This window comes from Catellatospora sp. NPDC049133 (assembly GCF_040648455.1).
In the GTDB taxonomy this organism is placed as follows: domain Bacteria; phylum Actinomycetota; class Actinomycetes; order Mycobacteriales; family Micromonosporaceae; genus Catellatospora; species Catellatospora aurea.
Genome location: NZ_JBEZDT010000038.1, coordinates 40,417 through 60,200, shown reverse-complemented (window position 1 = coordinate 60,200; position 19,784 = coordinate 40,417). Strand labels below are relative to the sequence as shown.

The window sequence follows — 19,784 nt, the reverse complement described above, 5'->3', positions numbered from 1 at the left end:
TGGGTCTCACCTCCTCGGGTCGGTCGCGTGAGCGGTGACGTTACCAGACGATCATGCGGGCGTGTCGGCCGCGGCCAGCTCGGCCACGATGTCCAGGTGGCCGGTGTGGCGGGCGTACTCCTGCAGCAGGTGGAACAGGACCCGCTCCAGCGTGGGCGGCTCGGCCCCGTCCCAGCGCTCGCTGGGCTGCCCGACCGTGGCCAGGTCCGTGGCGAGCACGACCTCGCGGGTGTGCTCGCCCTGCGCCAGCAGCACGGCGACCAGTTCGGCCAGTGACTCCGAGGGGTCCACGTGCCAGCGGTCGTCGCGCCGGTCGCCCCAGGGATAGCCGACGTCGCGGCCCTCGAAGCCCCACATGATCCAGCGCAGCTCGACATGCCGCAGATGTTTGAGCAGCTCGACCGGCGTCCAGCCGGACGCGAGCCGGCTGTGGCGCTGCTCCGCCTCGGACAGTCGCTCGACGGTCCGGATGACGGTGCTCCGGTAGTGGTCGAGGTAGGCGGTGAACACCTCGTTGCGGGAGCCGATCGGCGTGGTCGGGCTGGGCGGGGCATCGCTCACCCGTCGAGTATGCCGCCCACCGGTGGCGTGGACCGCCGGGCGCGGTGCGCGGGGCGCCGTGTCGTGGCGCCCCGCGCACCGGACAAGCGGGTCAGAACACCGGGACGCCCTCGCGGACCAGCTTCCAGTTCTGCTGGAAGAAGTCCGCCGGGTCGATCGAGCCCTTGGCCTGGGCCCAGTCGATGAGCAGCTGGCGGATCTCCTGCTGCTCGTTGTAGACCTGCGGCTTGACGATGCCGGGGAAGCCGCCGCCGCCGCTGCGCCGGTAGTTGTTCACCGCCACCACGAACTGGTCGGTGTCGGCGACCGGGGTGGCCGTACCGGCGTGGTGGAGGACCGTGATGCGCTGGCCCACCGGCTTGCTGATGTCGATCTCGTAGTCGATGCCGGAGAACGTGTCGTAGTTGTAGTCCGGCACGGTGGGCTCGCTGATCGCGGCCGGGTCGACCGGCGCGCCCGGGGCGAGCGTGCGGAAGTACTTGGCCGAGTACTCCAGGTAGGCGCGCACCTCGGCGCCGGTGAGGACCACGGCTTCGAGGGTGTTGTCGTAGATGTACAGCCCGGCGACGTCCTTGATCTTCACATCGCCGGCCGGGAACAGCGCGGTGCGGCTGAACGGCGCGGCGATCGACAGCACCGGCAGGCCCGCCTGCGGGGTGCCCGCCATGGCCGCGGTCACCGTGTCGGTCTGCACCTTGTTGATGAAGTCGAGGATCGGGGTGTCGAGGTAGCGGGACTGCTCCGCGGACAGCTCCACCACCGAGGTCGCCACGACCTGGTTGATGTACGCCACGGTCTTGTCGTGCTGCGCCTTCACCGCGGCGACGACCTTCGGGTCCTCGACGACGGTGTTCGTGTTCAGCATGGTGGCGTGCTTGGCGGTGACCTTCCACCGGCCGCGCTCGCGGCTCAGCGTGAAGTCCATCCGGGTGACCCGCTGGCCCCACTTCGACGGCTCCGACAGCAGCACCAGCTCGCCGGTCGCCTCGTTGGCGACGAACTTCTCCACGACCTCGCTGTGGGCGTGGCCGAACAGGATCGCGTCGATGCCGGGCACCTGCTGCGCGATCAGCGCCGTCGGGTTCTCGTTGGGCAGCAGGTCGCCGTAGCTGGACACGCCGCTGTCGCCGCCGTGCGCGGAGATCAGCACGATGTCGGCGCCGCGCTCGCGCATGATCGGCACGTACTTCGCCGCGGTCGCGATCATGTCCTCGAAGCGCAGCTTGCCCTCGACGTTCGCCTTGTCCCAGATCGCGACGCCGGGGTTGGTCAGACCCAGGATGCCCACCCGCAGCGACGGCGCGCCGTGGCCCAGCGACACCTTCTTGATGACGTACGGCGTGAACGCCGGCTTGCCGGAACGCGCCTTGACCGCGTTCGCGGCCAGCGCCGGGAAGCCGAGCTGGCGGATCCACAGGTCGAGCAGCGGCAGGCCGTAGTTGAACTCGTGGTTGCCCAGCGTGATGGCGTCGTAGTCGATGACGTTCATCGCGCGGGCCATCGGGTGGCGCTCGCCCGTCGAGGTGATCGGCTCCTGCTTGGCGTAGAACGTCGCCAGCGGGGTGCCCTGGATGGTGTCGCCCGCGTCGAGGACCAGCGTGGCCTTGCCCCTGCGCTCGGCACGGATCTGGTTGACCAGGGTGGCGACCTTCGCGACGCCGACGTCGTTGTGCGCGCTGTCGTCGTACTCCTTGTCGCGGTAGTAGTCCCAGTTGAAGACGTTGCCGTGGGTGTCCGAGGTGCCGAGGACCGTCAGGTCGTAGGTCTGCGGCTGCCCGTGCCCGGCCGCCTGGGCCGGGACCGCGGCGACCAGCGGTCCCGCGACGACGGCCGCGGCTGCGCCGGTGAGCAGCTGCCGCCGCGACGGCATACCGGAGGGGGAGGTCATGTGTCGAGCCTTTCCATGGGGGTCTCGCCCGGTGGGGCGCCGCCCCGCACCCTAACCAAACAGGTGACCCCCTGCCACCCGATCGACCATCCCCACTGCCCCACCCCTGCGCACCCGCCCGAGATCATCCGACTCGCCCGGCAGACGTGCGTATCTTGGACACGCTTTCGCACAGGTGCCTGGCAAGTCGAGTGACCTTGACGGGCGGCGGCGGCGCGGCCGCCGGGTTACGGTGCTGCGATGGAACAGCGGATCAGCATCGTCACGCTCGGGGTCGCCGATCTGCCCCGGGCCAGGGCCTTCTACGAGCGGCTCGGCTGGCGGGGCCAGGAGATCGAGCAGACCGTGTTCTTCCAGACCGGCGGCATCGCGGTCGTGCTCTGGGGACGGGACAAGGTCGCCGCCGACGCCGGGGTGCCGGACCGGGGCGGCGACGGCTTCGGCGGCATCACCCTCGCGCACAACGTACGCAGCCGCACCGAGGTCGACGAGATCATGGCGGCGGCGGCCGGGGCCGGGGCGACGGTCACGAAGCCCGCGCAGGAGACCTTCTACGGCGGCTACGCCGGCTTCTTCGCCGATCCCGACGGCCACGTCTGGGAGATCGCGCACAACCCGGGCTTCACGCTGGCCCCGGACGGCTCGCTGATCCTGCCCGACTTCGGCCAGGCCGCCGGCTGACCACCCAGCTCCGACCGAAAGGAAGGGCACCTTCACATCGCCATGCGTTGTAGAAGGTGCCCTTCCTTTCGGTCAGAAGGCGATGAAGCTGTAGAGGGCCAGGTGGTTGGACTTGGTGGTGGGCACGGTGTGGCCGATCGGTGAGGGCTGCACGGTGCCCCGGACGAACAGGTAGTCGATCTTGCTGGAGCCGTTGGTGGCCGCTGTGCCGTAGCCGGTCATGCCGTAGGCACTGAGCGTGCTCGCGGGGATGCCGGTGCGGTTGGCGTCGATGCCGACGATCCGGATCGTGGACGCGTTCAGCAGGGTGGTCGCGTCGGCGCCGAGGTGGATGCCGGTGCCGCCGATGCCCTTGTCGCCGTCGCCGGCGCAGGCGCTCTGCCGGTTCTCCTGCGGCAGGTGCATGGTCGCCACGAACACGCTGGTGCCGGTCGCCTTGATGGTGAACCGGGCGGCGATCGCGCTCGTGCGCTTCCACTTCCACTCGTTGGTACTGCCGTCGTCGTTGTTCGGCGGCTTGTAGAGGGTGCAGCCCGCGCCGTTGTTGTAGGACGTTCCCGGCTTGAGCCAGCCCGCGCTCCAGTACTTGGAGATGTCGCCGGAGGCCAGGCTGAGGCGCTGGGTGTTGTAGACGATGGCGTTGGTCTGCTTCTTCTTCAGGTCGCCCAGGGACTGGTCGTCGCAGCGGTGCGTGCTGCCCCACGGCTCGGGGTCGTCCCAGACCACGATCGCCTTGTACGTGCCCGCCGGGTAGCCGAACTTCGCCGACAGCTGGTCGGCGTACGCGGAGGCCTGCCCGGTGCCGCGGACCTGCTGCACGATGAGGATGTCGGGCGCGACGACGCCGCTGGTGCCGGTGCGCCCGGCGTCGTCGACCAGCATCGAGGTCAGGTGGTCCGGGCCGGAGATCCGGGTGCACGACCCGTCGGAGTTGTTGGTCACCAGGTTCTCGATGTTGTTGTTGTAGACCCGCAGCACGCGATCGGCCACGGCCGCTGCCGGTGCGGGGGCGGCCGACGACGCGGCCGGTGCCGCGACCCCGCCCGCGAGCAGCACCGCCGCGACCGCGGTTACCTGGACGAATCTGCGGTGACGAACCGGCATGGGCTTCCTTCCCGCCGTTGGACAGCCGACCGGCTCACGATGACGGCATTGCCTACATTCGCCCTACATCAGGGCTACAGCGCGGCAACCCCACGGGGAACGGCTCTCGGCGACGCCGCCGGGTGGCGGCCACGCTGTCGGGATGATGTCCGGCCTGGCGGATAGCCTGGTCGGTCTATGGGCATTCGGGGCAGCGAGCCGGCGAGGACCGCGTGGAGGCCGGCGTGAGCGCGGGGCTGATCGGGCGTGCGCATCCGGCGGCGGTGCTGCACGACGAGGTGTCCCGGGCGATGGCCGGGCACGGCGGGCTGGTGCTGGTCGCCGGGGAGGCGGGCATCGGCAAGACGTCCCTGCTCACGGCGGCCATGGCGCAGGCCCGCGCGTCCGGTGCGCTGGTCGTTGCGGGAACCTGCTGGGACGCCGAAAGCGCGCCCGGGTTCTGGCCGTGGACGCAGGTGCTGCGGGCCGTGCGTCGCGGCGTGGGCCAGGCCGACTGGGCGGCGGCGCGGCAGGCCGGCGGGGCCGGGCTGAGCGTGCTGCTCGGCGAGGGCGGCCCGGACGCGAACGACACGGCGCTCGACGGCGAGTTCCCCCTGTTCGACGCGGTCACGAGCGCGTTCGTGGCGCTGTCGCAGCGCCGTCCGCTGGTGGTGGCCCTGGACGACCTGCACTGGGCGGACGCGGCGTCGCTGCGGCTGCTCCGGTTCGCCGCGCAGCACACGTGGTCGGAGCGTGTGCTGCTGATCGGGGCGTACCGCGACGTCGAGGTGGAGGCGCCGAAGCATCCGCTGCGGGCGTTGATGGTGCCGCTGTCGGTGAAGGCGACCACGGTCACGCTGACCGGGCTGGGCCGCGACGAGGTAGCCGAGCTGATGGCGCGTACCACCGGGAAGGCGCCGGCCCCGGCGCTGGCAGAGGAGGTGCACCGGCGCACCGGCGGCAACCCGTTCTTCGTGGAGCAGACGGCGCGGTTGTGGCACAGCGGCGGCAGCCTGCTGGCGGTCGCGCCGGGGGTGCGCGACGCGCTGGACCGCCGGCTGGCGTTGCTGCCCGAGGACGTCACCGCGCTGCTCGCCACGGCCGCGGTGCTCGGCCGAGAGTTCCCGCGGCAGGTCCTCGTGGCGGCGTCGGGCACGCCGGACGCCGGGGTGGACCGGTTGCTGGCGCAGGCCGAGGAGGCCCGGCTGGTCGCCGTGCGCGGCGTCGGACGGTACGGCTTCGCCCACGACCTGGTCCGTGAGGCGCTGCACGACGGGTTGCCCGAGCGGACGCGGCAGGAACTGCACGCGGCGGTGGTGCGAGCGGCCGAGGCCTCGCCGGAGCTGGCCGTCCAGGTGCTGCCCGCCGATCTGGCGCGACACGCCTACCTGGCCGGCCCGCTGCTGGAGCCGGAGATCGCGGTGCGGCGGCTGCTCGCGGCCGCCGCCGACGCGGGCGAGCGGCTGGCCGCCGACGAGGCGATCTCGCACTACCGGCGGGCGCTGGAGCGGGTGCGCGAGCCCGCCCGGCGGGTGCGCGTGCTGATCGAACTGGGCCGCAGCGTCTACCACCTCGGCGACAAGTCGGAGGGCTGGCAGCTGTTCGAGGAGGCTGCCGCGATCGCGCGGGAGACGGGCGACGGCGAGCTGCTGGCCTGGGTGGCGCTGGTCGTGCACCCGCACGGCCGTCCCGGCGGCAGCCGGACCGAGCTGCGGCAGAGCCTGCTGCGGGAGGCGTACCGGCTGCTGATCGGCGAGGGCGCGGAGGCCGCGACCCCCGAGCAGCTGGCGCAGAGCCTGATCGTCCGCACCGAGGCCCTGGCCCGCACCGGTCGCGACGACGAGGCGCTGATGTTCAGCCTGTGGGCGCGCCACGATCTGAACTGGGGGCCGGGCGGCGCCCGTGAGCGTGAGGCGCTTACCGCCGAGATGGAGCAGGTGAGTCGTCGGGCGGCGGACACCGGCACGGAGGCGCTGGCCGCGTCGTTCCGGTGGGTGGCGCTGCTGGAGATGGGCGACCCGGGCTATCTGGAGCAGCTGAGCGTGTTCCTGGCGGCGGCCGAGCGCGACGGCAGCTTGCGGATGCGCATCTCGCAACTCGTCGACCAGGCCGTCATCGACACCATGCGGGGCCGCTTCGCCGAGGCGGAGGAGCTGCTGGCACGGCTGCGCGCCAGCGAGGGCCATCCGCACGCGGACTTCACGTTCATGCAGTACCACCTGGAGTGGGCGCTGGCGATGCAGCGCGGTCGATTCGCCGAGGCGGACCGGCTGCTGGCGCAGCTCGACGTGCAGGACCACCCGTACCTGCCGCTGGTCCAGGCGATCACGGCGGTGGAGCGCGGTGACGTCGGCGAGGCGCTGCGGCTGGTGGCGGCCGCGGAGGCGTACAGCAGGCACGACCCGTACCCGACCTCGGTGACCCGGTTGTGGCTGCGGCTGCGGGCGCAGCTGGCCGCCGCGACGGCGGATCCGGGGCGCTGCGCCGGGGCCCGCGAGGCGCTCGCGCCGTACCGCGGGGAGTGGGCGGTGTCGCTGTGGGGCTGCGACGTGGGCGGCCCGCTGGACCTGTGGCTGGCTGAGGTGAATGCGGCGGAGCGGCGCTGGGACGACGCGGTGGCCGAGTACACGGCGGCCGCGGAGTCGGCCGAGCGGATGCAGGCCGCGCCGTGGGCGGTGCGGGCCCGCGCGGGCCTGGCCCGGGCACTGGCCGCCAGGGACGCTCCGGGCGACGCGTCGACCGCCGCCCGGCTGCGGGAGAAGGTCGCCCGCGAGGCGGCCGAGCTGGACATGGCACACCTGGCCGGGCAACCGCCGTCCCCGCCCGACGGTGCCGCGCCGGAGGCAGGCGCCTGCGAATTCCGCCGGGAGGACGCCACCTGGCGGCTGCGGTACGCCGGCCGGACCGTGCACCTGCCCGACGCCAAGGGTCTGCGCGATCTGCACGAGCTGCTCAGTCACCCGGGCACGGACATCCCGGCGGTGGAGCTCGCCGACCCGCCGGGCGGCCCGGCGGCCCTCGCGGCCCGGCGTTTGGGTGCGGACCCGGTGCTGGACGAAACCGCGAAAGCGCGGTACCGGGAGCGGCTCGAACAGCTCGACGAGGCGCTCGACGCCGCGGCCCGGCGCGACGACCGGGCCCGGCGGGCGGCGCTGGAGTCCGAACGCGACGCGCTGCTGGCCGAGCTGCGGGCGGCCGCGGGGCTGGGCGGGCGTACCCGGCGGCTCGGCGACGACGGCGAGCGCGCCCGCAAGGCGGTCACCGCCCGGATCCGCGACACGCTGCGGCGGCTCGACGAGCTGCACCCGGAGCTGGCCGCGCACCTGCGGGCGAGCGTGTCGACCGGCAACGCCTGCGGCTACCACCCGGACCCGGCACCGCCCTGGCGGCTGTGAGCGCCGCCAGGGCGGTGGACCGTCACCTGCGGTTGTAGCGGTACATGGTCAGCGCGCCGAACACGGCGGTGCACACCACGCTCGCGACCAGCACCCAGGTGATCGCCCCGGCGTCGGGCGCACCGGTCATCACCGAGCGCACCGCCGCCACGAGGTGGGTGATCGGGTTGACGTCCACGAACGCCTGCAGCCAGCCCGGCATCGTGGTGGGCTGCACGAACACGTTGCTGAGGAAGGTCAGCGGGAACAGCACCAGCATGCTGACGCCCATCACCGACTTCTCGCTGCGCAGGATGAGGCCGAGCCAGGTCCAGATCCAGGAGAACGCGAACGAGAACACCACCAGCAGGCCGATCCCGGCCGCCACGCCCATCACGCCGCCGCCGGGCCGGAAGCCCAGCACCAGCCCGACGCCCATGATCACGAGTGCGGCCAGCACGTAGCGCAGCAGGTCGCCGAAGATCATGCCGACCAGCGCGGCGGGCCGCCACACCGCCAGGGTGCGGAAGCGGTCGAAGACGCCCTTCTCGATGTCGGTGTTCAGGCCGACCCCGGTGTACATCGTGATCATGACGACGCTGGTGACCATGATGCCGGGCAGCAGGTACTGCAGGTACTCGCGCGGCGAACCGGCCAGCGCGCCGCCGAACAGGTACGTGAACATCAGCGTCATGATGATCGGGAACATCGTGACGTCGAACAGCTGCTCGGGCACGTGCTTGATCTTCAGCATCGCCCGCCAGCCGAACGTCAGCGACGCCGACAGCGGCCCCGGCCGGCGCGGCTTCTCCCCCGGCGCCAGCACCGCGGCAATGGACTCCGCCGACGGCGTGTAAGCCGACGTCTCAGGTGCGACAGTCGTAGTGCTCATGCCTTCTCCTCGCTTCGCTCGTCGGCGGCATGGTTCGGCAGCCACATGATTCGCTCGCTGCGCTCGCTCATGCCTTCTCCTCCGTCCGGGCGGCCTTGTCGGTCAGGGCCAGGAACACCTCGTCGAGGCTGGGCTGGCCGAGGGAGAACTCGTCGACGACGATGCCCGCCCCGGCCAGCTCCGCCAGGGCCCGAGAACCGGCCGCGGCGGCGTCCACGGCCGCGCCCGAGCCACCGACGCGCGCGGTCAGCGCGACCGGGTCGGCCTCCTGCTGCACGGTCGTGTCCAGCACCTTCGCCAGCAGGCGCTCCGCCTCGGGGCGCTGGGCCGCGTCACGCAGCCGCAGGTGCACGGTGCCCGCCCCGATCGAGGACTTGAGCTGCCCCGGGGTGCCCTCGGCGATCACCTTTCCCTCGTCGATGACCGCGATCCGGCCCGCGAGCTGGTCGGCCTCGTCCAGGTACTGCGTGGTCAGCAGCACCGTGGTGCCCTGCGCCACCACCGCCCGGATGATCTCCCACACCTGGTTGCGGCTGCGCGGGTCCAGGCCCGTCGTCGGCTCGTCCAGGAACAGCAGGTCGGGGGTGTTCAGGATGCTGGCGGCGATGTCGATGCGCCGCCGCATGCCGCCGGAGTACTTCTTGACCTGCCGGTCGGCCGCCTCGGTCAGCCCGAAAGCCGCCAGCAGCTGCGCGGACCGCTCGCGGGCGGCCGGTTTGCGGTATCCGAGCAGCCTGCCCAGCAGGATCAGGTTCTCGGTGCCGGTCAGGTCCTCGTCGACCGAGGCGTACTGGCCGGTCAGGCTGACCCGGGTGCGCACCGCGTCGGCCTCGGTGCGCAGGTCGTGCCCGAACACCCTGGCTTCTCCCCCGTCGGGTCGCAGCAGCGTGGCCAGCATCCGCACCGCCGTGGTCTTGCCCGCCCCGTTGGGCCCGAGCAGGCCGTACACCGTCCCGGCGGGGACCGCCAGGTCGAGCCCGTCCACCGCCCGGGTCTTGCCGAACGTCTTCACCAGCCCGGAGGTCTCCACCGCCAGGCCGGTTCGGTTCACCGCCATCACATTCCTCTCGTCCACCACGTCAACGCGGCCGGCTCGCACGGTGCGGCGACCCCGCCACCCGGTAGGCGCCAGACGCCCCGCCAGATCGGATCTGGCGGGGCGCGGGTGCCCCGCCACCCGGACAACCGAGCAGGCGCGGCAGGCGGAAACGGGTCAGCCGAAGACGCGCAGCTCGTAGACGCGGGTCGCGATGTCGGTGTGCTGGGTGGGTGTGGCCACGTCCAGCCGGACGTACCGGCCGCTGACGGTGACGGGGTGGGTGCTGGTGGCCGCCGTGTTGGCGGTGACGTTGACGGCCTGGGTCCAGGTGACCCCGTCGGCGGACACGGAGATGCTGAACGCCCTGGTGTTGAGGGACGCCGACTCGCCGCCCGCCTGGGCGTGGGCGACCTCGAAGCGGTTGATCGCCCGCGTCGAGCCGAGGTCGACGCGCAGCCAGGCCCCGGTGACTGCGGAGCAGAACTTGTCGGTGTTGCCGCCGTTGACGGTGCCGTTCACGGCCTTCTCCGGGCCTTCGGCTGCCTGGCACGCGGTGGAGCCGGTCGCGGGGCGGCCCTGCGCCAGGTTGGTCCCGGCGCCGACCGGCGGGCCGACCGAGACGTTGTCGAAGGCCGCCGCGGCGTTGAACACCCGCAGCCCCGTGGCGCCGGTGGCGTAGGTGGCGTCCGTGACGTTGATCTTCGGCGTGGCCATGTCGTCGACGTACACCTTGATCGAGGATCCGATCGCGGTCACCCGCAGCCGGTAGGTCGTGCCGACGGCGACGGTCATGGCCGTGGCCTGCAGTTGCGTCCAGTTGTTGTTGACCCGGCCGAGCACGACCCGGCCCGCGGGACTGATGCCGGCGTAGTAGCCGGTGTAGCCGTCGGTGCCGGTGGAGGGGTTGGTGACCCGGAAGACGAGCCCGGCGTCGCCGCCGCCCGAGGTCACGGCCACGTCGGCGTCGTAGGTGAGGTTGCCGAAGTTGGTGTCCAGCAGCGCCTTGCCGCCCAGCGAGTTCGCCGCCGTGTAGCGGCCGCCGGTCGGCGACCAGGAGCCGCCGTAGGTGCGCCAGCCGAGGGCGTTGCCGTCGGCGAAGTTGTCGCGCACCCGCATCGTCACCGGGGCGATCGTGCCGTCGGCGTTGAAGGCCATCCGGTCGTACGCGAGCTGCCGGTGGTTGCCGTCGGTCTCGCTGAGCGGGCGGCGGTGGTAGACGATGTACCAGGTGTCGGTGCCGGGGATGTTGACCACGGAGTTGTGCCCGGAGCCGCGGGCGACGGCGGCGTCCTGGGCGAGCACCTTGCCGAGCCGGGTGAACGGGCCCAGCGGCGAGTTCGCGACGGCGTACGCAACGGAGTAGTCGGGGCCGGTCCAGCCGCCCTCGGACCACATCAGGTAGTACTTTCCGTTGCGCTTGAACATCTGCGGGCCCTCGACGTAGCCCGCGGGAGTGATCTCCTTGTAGACGGTGCCGTCGGTGTGCGTGCCGAGGCTGATCATGTCGGCGTTGAGCTTGACCACGTTCGCGTGGCCCCAGCCGCCGTAGTACAGGTACGCCTGGCCGTCGTCGTCGATGAAGACGTCCTGGTCGATGGGCTGCGCGCCGTTCTGGAACTGCGCGATCAGCGGGCGGCCCAGGGCGTCGGTGTAGGGCCCCTGCGGCTGGGTCGCCACGGCCACGCCGATGCCGCCCAGGCTGCTGTTGTTCTGGATGTCGTTGGCCGCGAAGTACAGGTAGTACCTGCCGTTGCGCTGGATCGGCGCGGGCGCCCACATCGCGTACGCCGCCCAGGAGACGTTCGCCTTGGTCAGCACGTTGGGGTGCTTGGTCCAGTTGACGAGGTCGGTGGACGAGAAGGCGTCCAGGTAGGTCTGCTCGGCGTAGCTCTTCGAGGTGGTCGGGAACACCCAGTAGCGGTCGCCGTAGACGACGGTGTCGGGATCGGCGTACCAGCCGTCGGCGAACGGGTTGCCCGCCTCGCTGGTGGTGTAGTCGGGCGGCACGGCCGAGGCCGCGGGCGCGCCGAGCAGCATCCCGGCAAGGATGGCGAGCACGGTGGCGGCGGCGATGCGGCAGGGACGGTTGCCCATCGGCGGTCTCCCATCAGTGGATCGGGTCGGCTTCGTTCACGTCCGATCCCGATTCAACGGAATCGAACACCCGGGAACGCGAGTGGCCGCCGTGCCACCGGTCGTCACTATACGTCGACACATCGTCACCTGACGATGCCCGAGGTGGATGGCGGACCGGTGATTACACCGATGCAGACGGCGGGGCGCGGCTCCGATGCTCGTTGGCACCACCCGCACCGTCCCGACGAAGGGCTCCCCCATGCGTATCCGCCAACGTCTCATCGCCGCCGGCGCGGCACTGGTCGCCGCCGCGGCACTCGTGGTCGCCCCGGCCTCGCCCGCGAACGCGGCGACCAGCACGCCGGTGATCTTCGTACACGGCTTCATCGGCAACTCGTCGAACTGGACGACCGCCCTGTCGGTCTTCCGGGCCGGCGGCTTCACCCGGCTCTACACGTACGACTACAACTGGGCCGGTTCCAACCAGATCAGCGCCGCCGGCCTGCGGGACAAGGTGAACCAGGTCAAGGCGCAGACCGGCGCGTCGAAGGTCGCCATCGTGAACCACTCGATGGGCGGCCTGGTCACCCGCTGGTACCTGGAGGAGCTGGGCGGCTCGGCCAACGTCAGCCACGTCGCCTCGATCGCCGGCGCCAACCACGGCACCACGTACGCCGGCGCGTGCCTGATCAACGTCTCGTGCATCGAGATGTACCCGGGCTCGCTGTTCCTGCTCGACCTCGCCGACGGTGACGAGACGCCCGGCAGCGCCAGGTACGGCACCTGGTACTCGGCCTGCGACGGCATCATCATCCCGTACACCAGCACCCGCCTGACCGGGGCGAGCAACAACAACGTGCTGTGCGAGACCCACATCGGGTTCCTCACCAACACCAGCGTGCTGACCCAGATCCGCAGCTTCATCGCGGCCTGACCGGCCCGTCGGCGCCGCCCTGCCCGGGGGCGGCGCCGACGTGTGCCGCCGTGCTCAGACCGATTCGAGCTGCTGGTCCTGGCCCGGCGTCGCGCGCGGTTTCCGGCTCGCCTTGATGGCGAGGAAGTACAGGTAGCTGCCGAGCAGGACCATCACGGTGGCGATCGGCCACGCGTACGCGCCGGGCACGTGCATGGCCAGGAACCAGGACTTCACGTCCACGCCGACCAGCAGGAAGATCATCGGCACGAGGCCCTGCGGGAACAGCGCGATCGAGCCCAGTGTCCAGCCGAGCAGCGCGGTGCGGGCCGCACCCTTGGACACCTCGGCACGCTTGGGCAGCTCCGCGCGGGCCGGCCTGCTGCGGCCGGTGCGCATCAGGAAGAGCAGCTCCGGCCCGCCTGCCCGCAGCCGCCCGACCGCGACCCGGCCGAGCCACCAGGCCAGGAAGACGCCGGTGGCCACGCCGACCGGCACACCCGCCCAGAGCAGGAAGACGTCGTCGTACACCGTGCCGAGGGCGAGCACCGTCGCCGCCGGGATGCCCGGCAGCAGTCCGCCCCAGAACATGAGATTGGCCTGGCCGGTCGTGTCACCGTGTTCGAGGGGGTTCTCGGGACGCTTGTGGGCGTCGGGGCCCGGCGCGAGCGCCACCACGGACAGCAGCGCACCCAGCCCCGCACCGCCGCCGAGCATCGCCGGCACGAGGGCCAGCACCCAGGGCCACGCCCAGACCAGCCCGCTCCACGCGGTGAACCCCACCGCCACCGCGAGCGTGACCGGCCCGAAGATCAGCAGGTATGCCAGTTGACGGCCGCGCAGGTCGGCCCGCTCGCTGCCGGTGAGCAGGGTCAGCCACAGCGCCGTGCCGTCCTGCCCGTACAGGTTGGCCACCGACGCGCCCGCCATCAGCGCGAGCGCGGGCGCGGCCCACGGCAGCAGCACCTTCTCCCCGAACGTCAGCGGCAGCGCAGTCGTGCCGAGCGCCCAGGCGAGCGGCACGAACACCGACTGCGTCCGCTGCGGATCGCGCCACCAGGTGCGCAGTTCCTTGCGCAGCACCGCGCCGGTGCGCCCGGCGAACAGGCCCCGGCGCGGCGCGGCAACCCGACGGGAGCCGCGGATGGTCACCCGCGCTCGGCGCGGGGTGCCTAGGCTGCGGCTCCACGCGAGCAGCAGCAGCACGATCAGCAGCACCAGCCCGATCAGCGCGCCCACCGCCGACCACCAGCTGCCCCGGGCTGCCGACTCGACGGCGACCACGCCCCAGCCGGACGGGACGGCGCGCACCGTGCGGGCGAAGCCCGGTCCGAAGCCGGTGTCGAGCACACCGGACACCTGGATCGCGACGGCGACCATCCAGCCGGACTGGGCGAGCACCATCATCGCCGCGATGAGCACGCCGGTGAACGCCGCGCCGGTGCGCGACTTGGCCACCACTCCGAACACGACTGTCGCGACCCTCGACAGCAGCACCACGAACACCAGCTGCAGCACGACCGCAGGGAGCGCGACGAGCACGGATGCGGGGCTGAGCCGGACCGCGTAGCCGACCAGGCTGAGGAACGCCAGCAGGGTCACCGCGGCGGTGACGCCGACGAAGGCCGCGGCGAGCAGGCCGACGGCGAGCCGCCGGCGCGGCACGGGCAGCAGCCCGAAGTGGTCGGCGCGCAGCAGCGTCGAGCCGCCCCAGACCGGCCCGACCACCCAGCCCAGTGCCCACATGAGGTATACGGCGGCGAGCAGGTCGGCGACCACGGTCGGCTGGGCGGGCAGGGCCAGGCCGAGCCATATCGTGGCGGCCGCCAGCGCGAGCCCGAGGACCCCGCCGACGATCATCCAGGCGGCCTTGCCACCGGTCATGGAGTGGCGCATGATCGCCAGTTTCATCCGGATCAGGATGCGCGCCTCGGCCGGCAGGGCGCTCAGGACGCCAGCCACGACAGGCCCTCCCGGTCGCCGGTGTCGACGCCGACGAGCCGGACGAACGCCTCCTCCAGCGTGCCGTCGCCGCGTACGGCGTCGAGTGGGCCGGCTGCCACGACCTGGCCCTTGGCCATCACGGCGACCGTGTCGCACAGCTGCTCGACCAGTGCCATGACGTGGCTGGACAGGATCACCGAACCGCCCGCGGCGACGAACCGCACCAGGATCGACTTGAGCGCGGCCGCCGACACCGGGTCGACCGCCTCGAAAGGTTCGTCGAGCACCAGCAGCCGCGGCCCGTGCAGCAGGGCCGTGGCCAGGCCGATCTTCTTGCGCATGCCGGTCGAGTAGTCGACGACCAGGGTGCGTTCGGCGTCGCCCAGCTCCATGACGTCGAGCAGTTCCTGGACCCGCCCGGTCAGGACGTCGGCGGGAATGCCGCGCAACTGGCCGAGGAACGTCAGCAGCTCCCGTCCGGTGAGGCGTTCGGGCATGGCGAGCCCGTCGGGCAGCACGCCCATGAGCGCCTTCGCCCGGTCCGGGTCCGACCAGACGTCGACGCCCAGCACCTGCGACCGGCCGCCGTCGGGCCGCAGCAGGCCGACCGCCATCGACAGCGCCGTCGTCTTGCCCGCGCCGTTGGGTCCGACGAGCCCGAAGAACGACCCCTGGGGCACGGCCAGGTCGATGTGGTCGACGGCGACGGTGTCGCCGAACGCCTTGTGCAGTGCCGTCAGCCGCAGCGCCGCGGCCGGTTCCGTCTCCACGGTCACTCCCCCGGCTGCCGCGGACCCGGGACCGGGCCGCGCTCCGGGCCGGACCACTCCATGGTCAGGGTCAGATGGCCCTCGCTGGCGGCCTTGGCGATCACCACGCCGGACTCGGCCGTGATCTTGATCCCGATCTCGACGGTGAACTTGTCCGGCCGCCGGGGCAGCGAGCTGACCTGGTCGGTCACCGTCTGGATGACCGGGCGCAGCCGGCTCATCATGGTCTGGAAGCTGTCCCGCGCGGTGGTGATGTGGTCGCCGACCCCGGCCTCGACCAGCTCGTCGCGCTCGCCGTCGCTCGGCTCGACCAGCAGCCGGGTGCCGTCCTCCAGGGTCACTTCGATCAGCGGTTGCATGGTCAGCCTTTCCAGCCGGGGCAGATGTCTTCGTCGTCGGGTTCAGCCGCGGCGGCACGTCGTTCGTCTTCGGTCAGTCCGCGGCCGACCACCTCGCACAGGTGCCGACGCCACTCCTGCGGGTCGAGGACGAACCGCCGCAGGCCGAACTCGACGCCGCTGACGGTCATGGTCGTCGCCGCCCCATCGATGGCGGTGCCGCCCTGCCGGTACTCGTCCAGGTCGTCGGATGTGGGCAGCACCAGTGTGTAGCGCACCGTCGGCCCGGTCACGTCCCAGACCGCGAACTGCTCGCCGCGCTGCAGGTAGACCGTGTCGCCGTGGAAGCTGTGCAGCCGGCAGCAGGCGTTGGCGAGCTGGGGGTTCGCAGGCGGCGCCAGCGTCGCGACGAGCTTCAGCTGTGCGAGGTCGACGATGCCGACCTGGCCCCGTTCGCTGGAGACGGCCAACCGTTCGCCGCGATCGTCGAAGGCCAGCTGCATCACACTGCGGAACTCGTCGAACCGGAACGGGGAACCGTGCTGCTTGCCGGTCTCGGCATTCCACAGCGTGACCACGCCGCCTGACGTGTTCACCGCCAGCAGCTGCCGCTGCTCGTTGTAAGCGCAGGTGCCATTGGGGGCCCGGGTGTCGATGCCCGGCTCCCCGCCCAGATCGACCGGATCCAGCGGGCGCAGGCTCGGATAGTCCCAGCGGTGGATCACACTGCCGTTGAAGTGCACCAGTCTGGTCGCGCTGCGGACCACGCAGGCCCAGCCGAGCCGGGCGCTCGCGGCCTCGCCGGGCCCGCTCGGCGGGGTGGTCAGCTTATGCCGCACCACCGCCGGATCGTGCAGATCGCGCAGCGAGAGGGTGGCGTTGCCGGCGTCGGCGGTGAAAAGGTAGCGGTCGTCGGCGATCAGCACCCGCTCAGTGGGCGGCAGTGCGCTCTCCACACGGCGTCCTGACGGCAGCTGCCACAGCCGGGCCGGAGTAGCCTGCCGGTCGACGGCGAACGGGCCGATCGGGAACGCCCGCCGCGCGCCGGGCGCGACGAGGTCGGCACCCAGTTCGGTGAGCGCGTTGCGCGGTACGTCGGACAGAATGACGCCGCCGTCGGCCGCGTACGCCACGAGCCAGCCGCCGTCGTGCGGCACGGCCACCGGCACCACCCGCTGGTCGGGGCGCTCCCCGCCGAGTCGCGGCAGCGCCAGCACGCCGGTGTCTCCGCTGCCGGTCGCGACGACCTGTACGGCCTGGCTGGCGGAGGTGGCCTCCCACACCAGGCTCAGCAGCACCTCGCCCGCGGGGTCGAAACCGAGCTGGTTGCCGAACACGGCGTTGCACGGTGTCGTCAGTTCGCGCACCTGCCGCATCGCGGGCAGTTCGAACAGCCGCATCGTGCCCTTGCTGGAGAACTTCGGGCAGCGCACCAGCTGCTTGCCATCCGGGCTGACGCCCACGACGTCGTCGCCGATCTGCGCGGTGGCCTTGCCCGCCTTGACGTCCCACACCACGGTGTCGCCGGACGCCGAGGACCTGAGCAGCACGGTGTCGGCGTCGGGGCCGAACCAGGCGTACTGCACCTCGGTCGGCGGCAGCTCGGTCTCGGTGTCGTCACCCAGGTCCCAGATCATCGCCCGGACGGGATCGTCCGCGTGCCGGCTCACCAGCAGCAGCAGCCGCTGACCGGACGGGTCGAATCGCGCGAGCCCCACACCGGTGTACCTGCCGAGCGCCAGGCTCTTCCGGTCACCCTTCTCGTCGATGACCGTCACGCCTTCCGCGCTGCGGTAGGCGATGCGCGTGCCGGTCCGATCGGTGATCACGTCCGAGGCCGACTCGTCGAGAAGGAGGGAGACGGGTCGACCACTGCCGTCGAGCTGCCAGCGGCGCAGCTGGCCGTCTGCGGTGAGCAGCGCCGGCGGGTCGGCGGCGAAGGCGAGGCTGGTCACGTTCGCGGTGTTCGGCAGGATGCGGCTGACCTGATGGAGTTGCGCGTACACCTGGAACAGCGCGCTGGTCGACTCCGACAACGGTTTGTCGTGGTAGGCGGCCAGCGCGGTCAGCGCCGCCTTGTTGAGGTCGATCGAGGTGTACCGCAGCGCCTGCGCCGCCTGGTCGCGCGCGCTTGCATCACGCAGCCGCGCCAGCAGGTCGTCGCTCTGCTCCTGCAGCCGCACCGCGAACACGACCGTCGCCGCCAACAGCAGCACCAGCACCCCGGCCACCGACCGCCACGCCCAGGCGAACCGGCGGCTGCGCTGGCGGCTGGCCAGGATGAAGTCCCGGTCGTCCTGGGTGAGGTCGTCGCCGTTGCTGCGCAGCCAGTTTCGGGCCGCCTCCAGCCGCGAGCCGCGCAGCGGCTCACCCTGCTCGCGGCTGATGCGCAGGGTCTCGTACCACTGCCAGAACTCGGCCGACTCCTTCAGCCAGTCCTCCAGGCGCTGCCAGCGGCGCGTCAGCGCGTCGTGGGTCAGCTCGTAGGTGACCGCCCCGGTGTCGCGGTCCTGCGACGTGACGACGAGCCGGGCGGCGGCCAGTTCCCGCGCGACGGCCAGCATCGGCGCGGTCAGGTCCTGGGCGCGCACGGGACGCCGCAGCGCGGTCCCGGCGGCGGTCGGCTGCACCAGTCGCAGCATCAGCGAGCGCACCGCGGGCAGCTCGGCCTTCGGGACGCGTTCGCGCAGCACCTCCTCGGCGTAGCCGGCGATGACGCCGCCGACCCCGCCGAGGGCGTCGTACGTCTCGTGGGTGAGCACGTCGCCGGGTTCGGACCGCCACAGCCGTTCGAGCAGGAACTCGACCATCGGCAGGGCGCCGGCGGTCGCGCCCGCGTCGGTGAGGATGCGCTCCACCAGCCGAGGTTCGGCAGCGCGGTCCGCCGCCGCGAGCGGCCCCTCGACCGCTTCGCGCAGCGCGTCGCCGGTCAGCGGGGCCAGGTAGGTGATCGCGTGCGTCCACGCCGGGCCGAGCCCGGACAGCGCCGCGGCCTGGTCCAGGAAGTCCGAGCGCAGCGTGACGATGACCCGCACGGTGCGGGTCGACTCCCACAGCGCACGCAGCAGCGCGAACAGCTCGGTGGCCTGCGCGGGGTCGTGGCCGACCAGTTCTTCGAGCTGGTCGACGACGATGACGAGCCGCTGCGCGTACGCCCGGTCCAGGGCCCGGACGACGAGGTCGCCGACGCGCCCCGCGCGCAGGTCGGCGGCGATCTCGGCGGGGGTCGCGTCGGGCAGGTCGAAGGCCCGCGACAGCGCCCGGGTGAGCACGCCCTCGGCGGTGACGCCGGCGGCGACCCGCAGGCCGACGATGACGGCTGGCCGCTCCCGCAGCCGGGGCAGCACTCCGGCGGACAGCAGCGACGACTTGCCGGTGCCGGACGCGCCGTTGAGCACCGTGAACGGCTCCCGCCACACGGTCTCGGCGAGCTCGGCCGCCTCGGTGGCGCGTCCGAAGTAGAGCGAGGCGTCCTGCTCGCGGAACGGCTCCAGGCCGCGGAACGGGCTGTCGTCCCACCGGCCCGGCGGCTCGGCCCAGCCGGCCAGCTCCGGTGCCGCGGCGAGCAGCACGGCCGCGGGCTGGGCGTATGCCGTACGCCGACCGGCCAGCGCCTCCGTCGCGACGATCATGCCGGTCACGGCCTGGCGGTCGTCGTCCCAGACGGGGCCGCCGCTGAAGCCTTGCGTGGCCCAGAAGCCGGCGTTGCGGTCGTCGTCGATCTGCAGCCAGCCCGTGCCCTGCCGGCCGTGCATCGTGCCGACGGCCCACACGCCGTCCGGGTGGTGCTCCGGGAAGCCGAACATCCGGCACCGGTGCCCCCAGGCGTCGGGTTCGTCCACGAGGCGGACCGGTCGCACCCCGTCCGGCGCGGGCGCGGCCAGCCGCAGCACGGCGATGTCGGCCTCCCGTGCGGGCCGCCACACCTCGACGACGGCCGTGCCGGTGGTGCCGGTGGCCCGGAAGCGGACCTCGATCCGCGTGCCCACGCCGGGCTCGGCGGTGCCGCGGGCCAGCAGCTTGGTGAGCACGTGGGCGGCGGTGCAGACCAGGTCGGGCGCGGCCACGAAACCCGCGCCGACCGGGTGGCCGTTCGGGAGATCGATCGACACCACGCTCGCGTGCAGCCGTTGCTCGGCGGACATCCCCGCTCACGCCCCCTCCGCGCCGGTCGGCGGCCCGGCCCGACGAAGGCTCCATATTAGAGGCTCGTCAGGCCGGGCGC

At 72.3% G+C, this 19,784-nt stretch carries 12 protein-coding genes and 1 pseudogene; 3 read left to right on the top strand and 10 right to left on the bottom strand.

Annotation, left to right across the window (positions count from 1 at the left end; genetic code table 11):
• Window positions 1–51: 51 nt before the first annotated feature.
• Together AB0B35_RS33630 and AB0B35_RS33625 are read right to left on the bottom strand one after the other, a co-directional pair.
• Window positions 52–561 (bottom strand): DUF664 domain-containing protein, encoded by a 510-nt coding sequence (locus AB0B35_RS33630; protein WP_361053335.1) that lies wholly within the window; start codon window positions 559–561, stop codon window positions 52–54.
• A 91-nt stretch (window positions 562–652) separates the two neighbouring features.
• Window positions 653–2,449, bottom strand: coding sequence for a 5'-nucleotidase C-terminal domain-containing protein (locus AB0B35_RS33625; protein WP_361053332.1), 1,797 nt, complete (start codon window positions 2,447–2,449; stop codon window positions 653–655).
• Window positions 2,450–2,689: 240 nt separating this feature from the next.
• On the opposite strand from AB0B35_RS33625, the gene AB0B35_RS33620 reads away from it, so the two are divergent.
• Window positions 2,690–3,130, top strand: a complete 441-nt coding sequence (locus tag AB0B35_RS33620) for a VOC family protein (protein WP_361053329.1) — start codon at window positions 2,690–2,692, stop codon at window positions 3,128–3,130.
• A gap of 72 nt (window positions 3,131–3,202) precedes the next feature.
• Here AB0B35_RS33620 and AB0B35_RS33615 read toward each other — a convergent pair whose 3' ends face one another.
• A complete protein-coding gene (locus AB0B35_RS33615; protein WP_361053326.1) occupies window positions 3,203–4,234 on the bottom strand; it encodes a hypothetical protein in 1,032 nt (343 codons plus the stop codon).
• A gap of 239 nt (window positions 4,235–4,473) precedes the next feature.
• Here AB0B35_RS33615 and AB0B35_RS33610 point away from each other — a divergent pair, with 239 nt between their 5' ends.
• Window positions 4,474–7,608: an AAA family ATPase gene (locus AB0B35_RS33610; protein ID WP_361053381.1), complete on the top strand. Its 3,135-nt coding sequence runs from the start codon at window positions 4,474–4,476 to the stop codon at window positions 7,606–7,608.
• A 22-nt stretch (window positions 7,609–7,630) separates the two neighbouring features.
• Here AB0B35_RS33610 and AB0B35_RS33605 read toward each other — a convergent pair whose 3' ends face one another.
• From AB0B35_RS33605 to AB0B35_RS33595, 3 genes and pseudogenes are all read right to left on the bottom strand, one after another.
• The gene (locus AB0B35_RS33605; RefSeq protein ID WP_361053323.1) at window positions 7,631–8,479 is read right to left on the bottom strand and encodes an ABC transporter permease; all 849 of its coding nucleotides are present in this window, start codon (window positions 8,477–8,479) and stop codon (window positions 7,631–7,633) included.
• A gap of 67 nt (window positions 8,480–8,546) precedes the next feature.
• Window positions 8,547–9,536, bottom strand: a complete 990-nt coding sequence (locus AB0B35_RS33600; protein WP_361053320.1) for an ATP-binding cassette domain-containing protein — start codon at window positions 9,534–9,536, stop codon at window positions 8,547–8,549.
• A gap of 156 nt (window positions 9,537–9,692) precedes the next feature.
• Window positions 9,693–11,483, bottom strand: a pseudogene (locus AB0B35_RS33595) (family 43 glycosylhydrolase); the annotation flags it as partial.
• Window positions 11,484–11,853: 370 nt separating this feature from the next.
• Between AB0B35_RS33595 and AB0B35_RS33590 the strand changes: the two are divergent.
• Entirely contained in the window at window positions 11,854–12,528 is a 675-nt protein-coding gene (locus AB0B35_RS33590) for an alpha/beta fold hydrolase (protein ID WP_361053317.1), read from the top strand.
• Window positions 12,529–12,582: 54 nt separating this feature from the next.
• Here the strand turns inward: AB0B35_RS33590 and AB0B35_RS33585 are convergent, their stop codons facing one another.
• Genes AB0B35_RS33585 through AB0B35_RS33570 form a run of 4 tightly spaced genes read right to left on the bottom strand, consistent with a single transcriptional unit; the run spans window position 12,583 to window position 19,704 of the window.
• Window positions 12,583–14,469 (bottom strand): hypothetical protein, encoded by a 1,887-nt coding sequence (locus AB0B35_RS33585; protein ID WP_361053314.1) that lies wholly within the window; start codon window positions 14,467–14,469, stop codon window positions 12,583–12,585.
• Window positions 14,454–15,197: an ABC transporter ATP-binding protein gene (locus AB0B35_RS33580; protein ID WP_361053378.1), complete on the bottom strand. Its 744-nt coding sequence runs from the start codon at window positions 15,195–15,197 to the stop codon at window positions 14,454–14,456. The genes AB0B35_RS33585 and AB0B35_RS33580 overlap by 16 nt, the downstream gene beginning before the upstream one ends.
• Window positions 15,198–15,223: 26 nt before the next feature.
• A complete protein-coding gene (locus AB0B35_RS33575; protein ID WP_361053312.1) occupies window positions 15,224–15,580 on the bottom strand; it encodes a CU044_2847 family protein in 357 nt (118 codons plus the stop codon).
• A gap of 2 nt (window positions 15,581–15,582) precedes the next feature.
• Window positions 15,583–19,704: a trypsin-like peptidase domain-containing protein gene (locus AB0B35_RS33570; RefSeq protein ID WP_361053308.1), complete on the bottom strand. Its 4,122-nt coding sequence runs from the start codon at window positions 19,702–19,704 to the stop codon at window positions 15,583–15,585.
• Window positions 19,705–19,784: the final 80 nt, after the last annotated feature.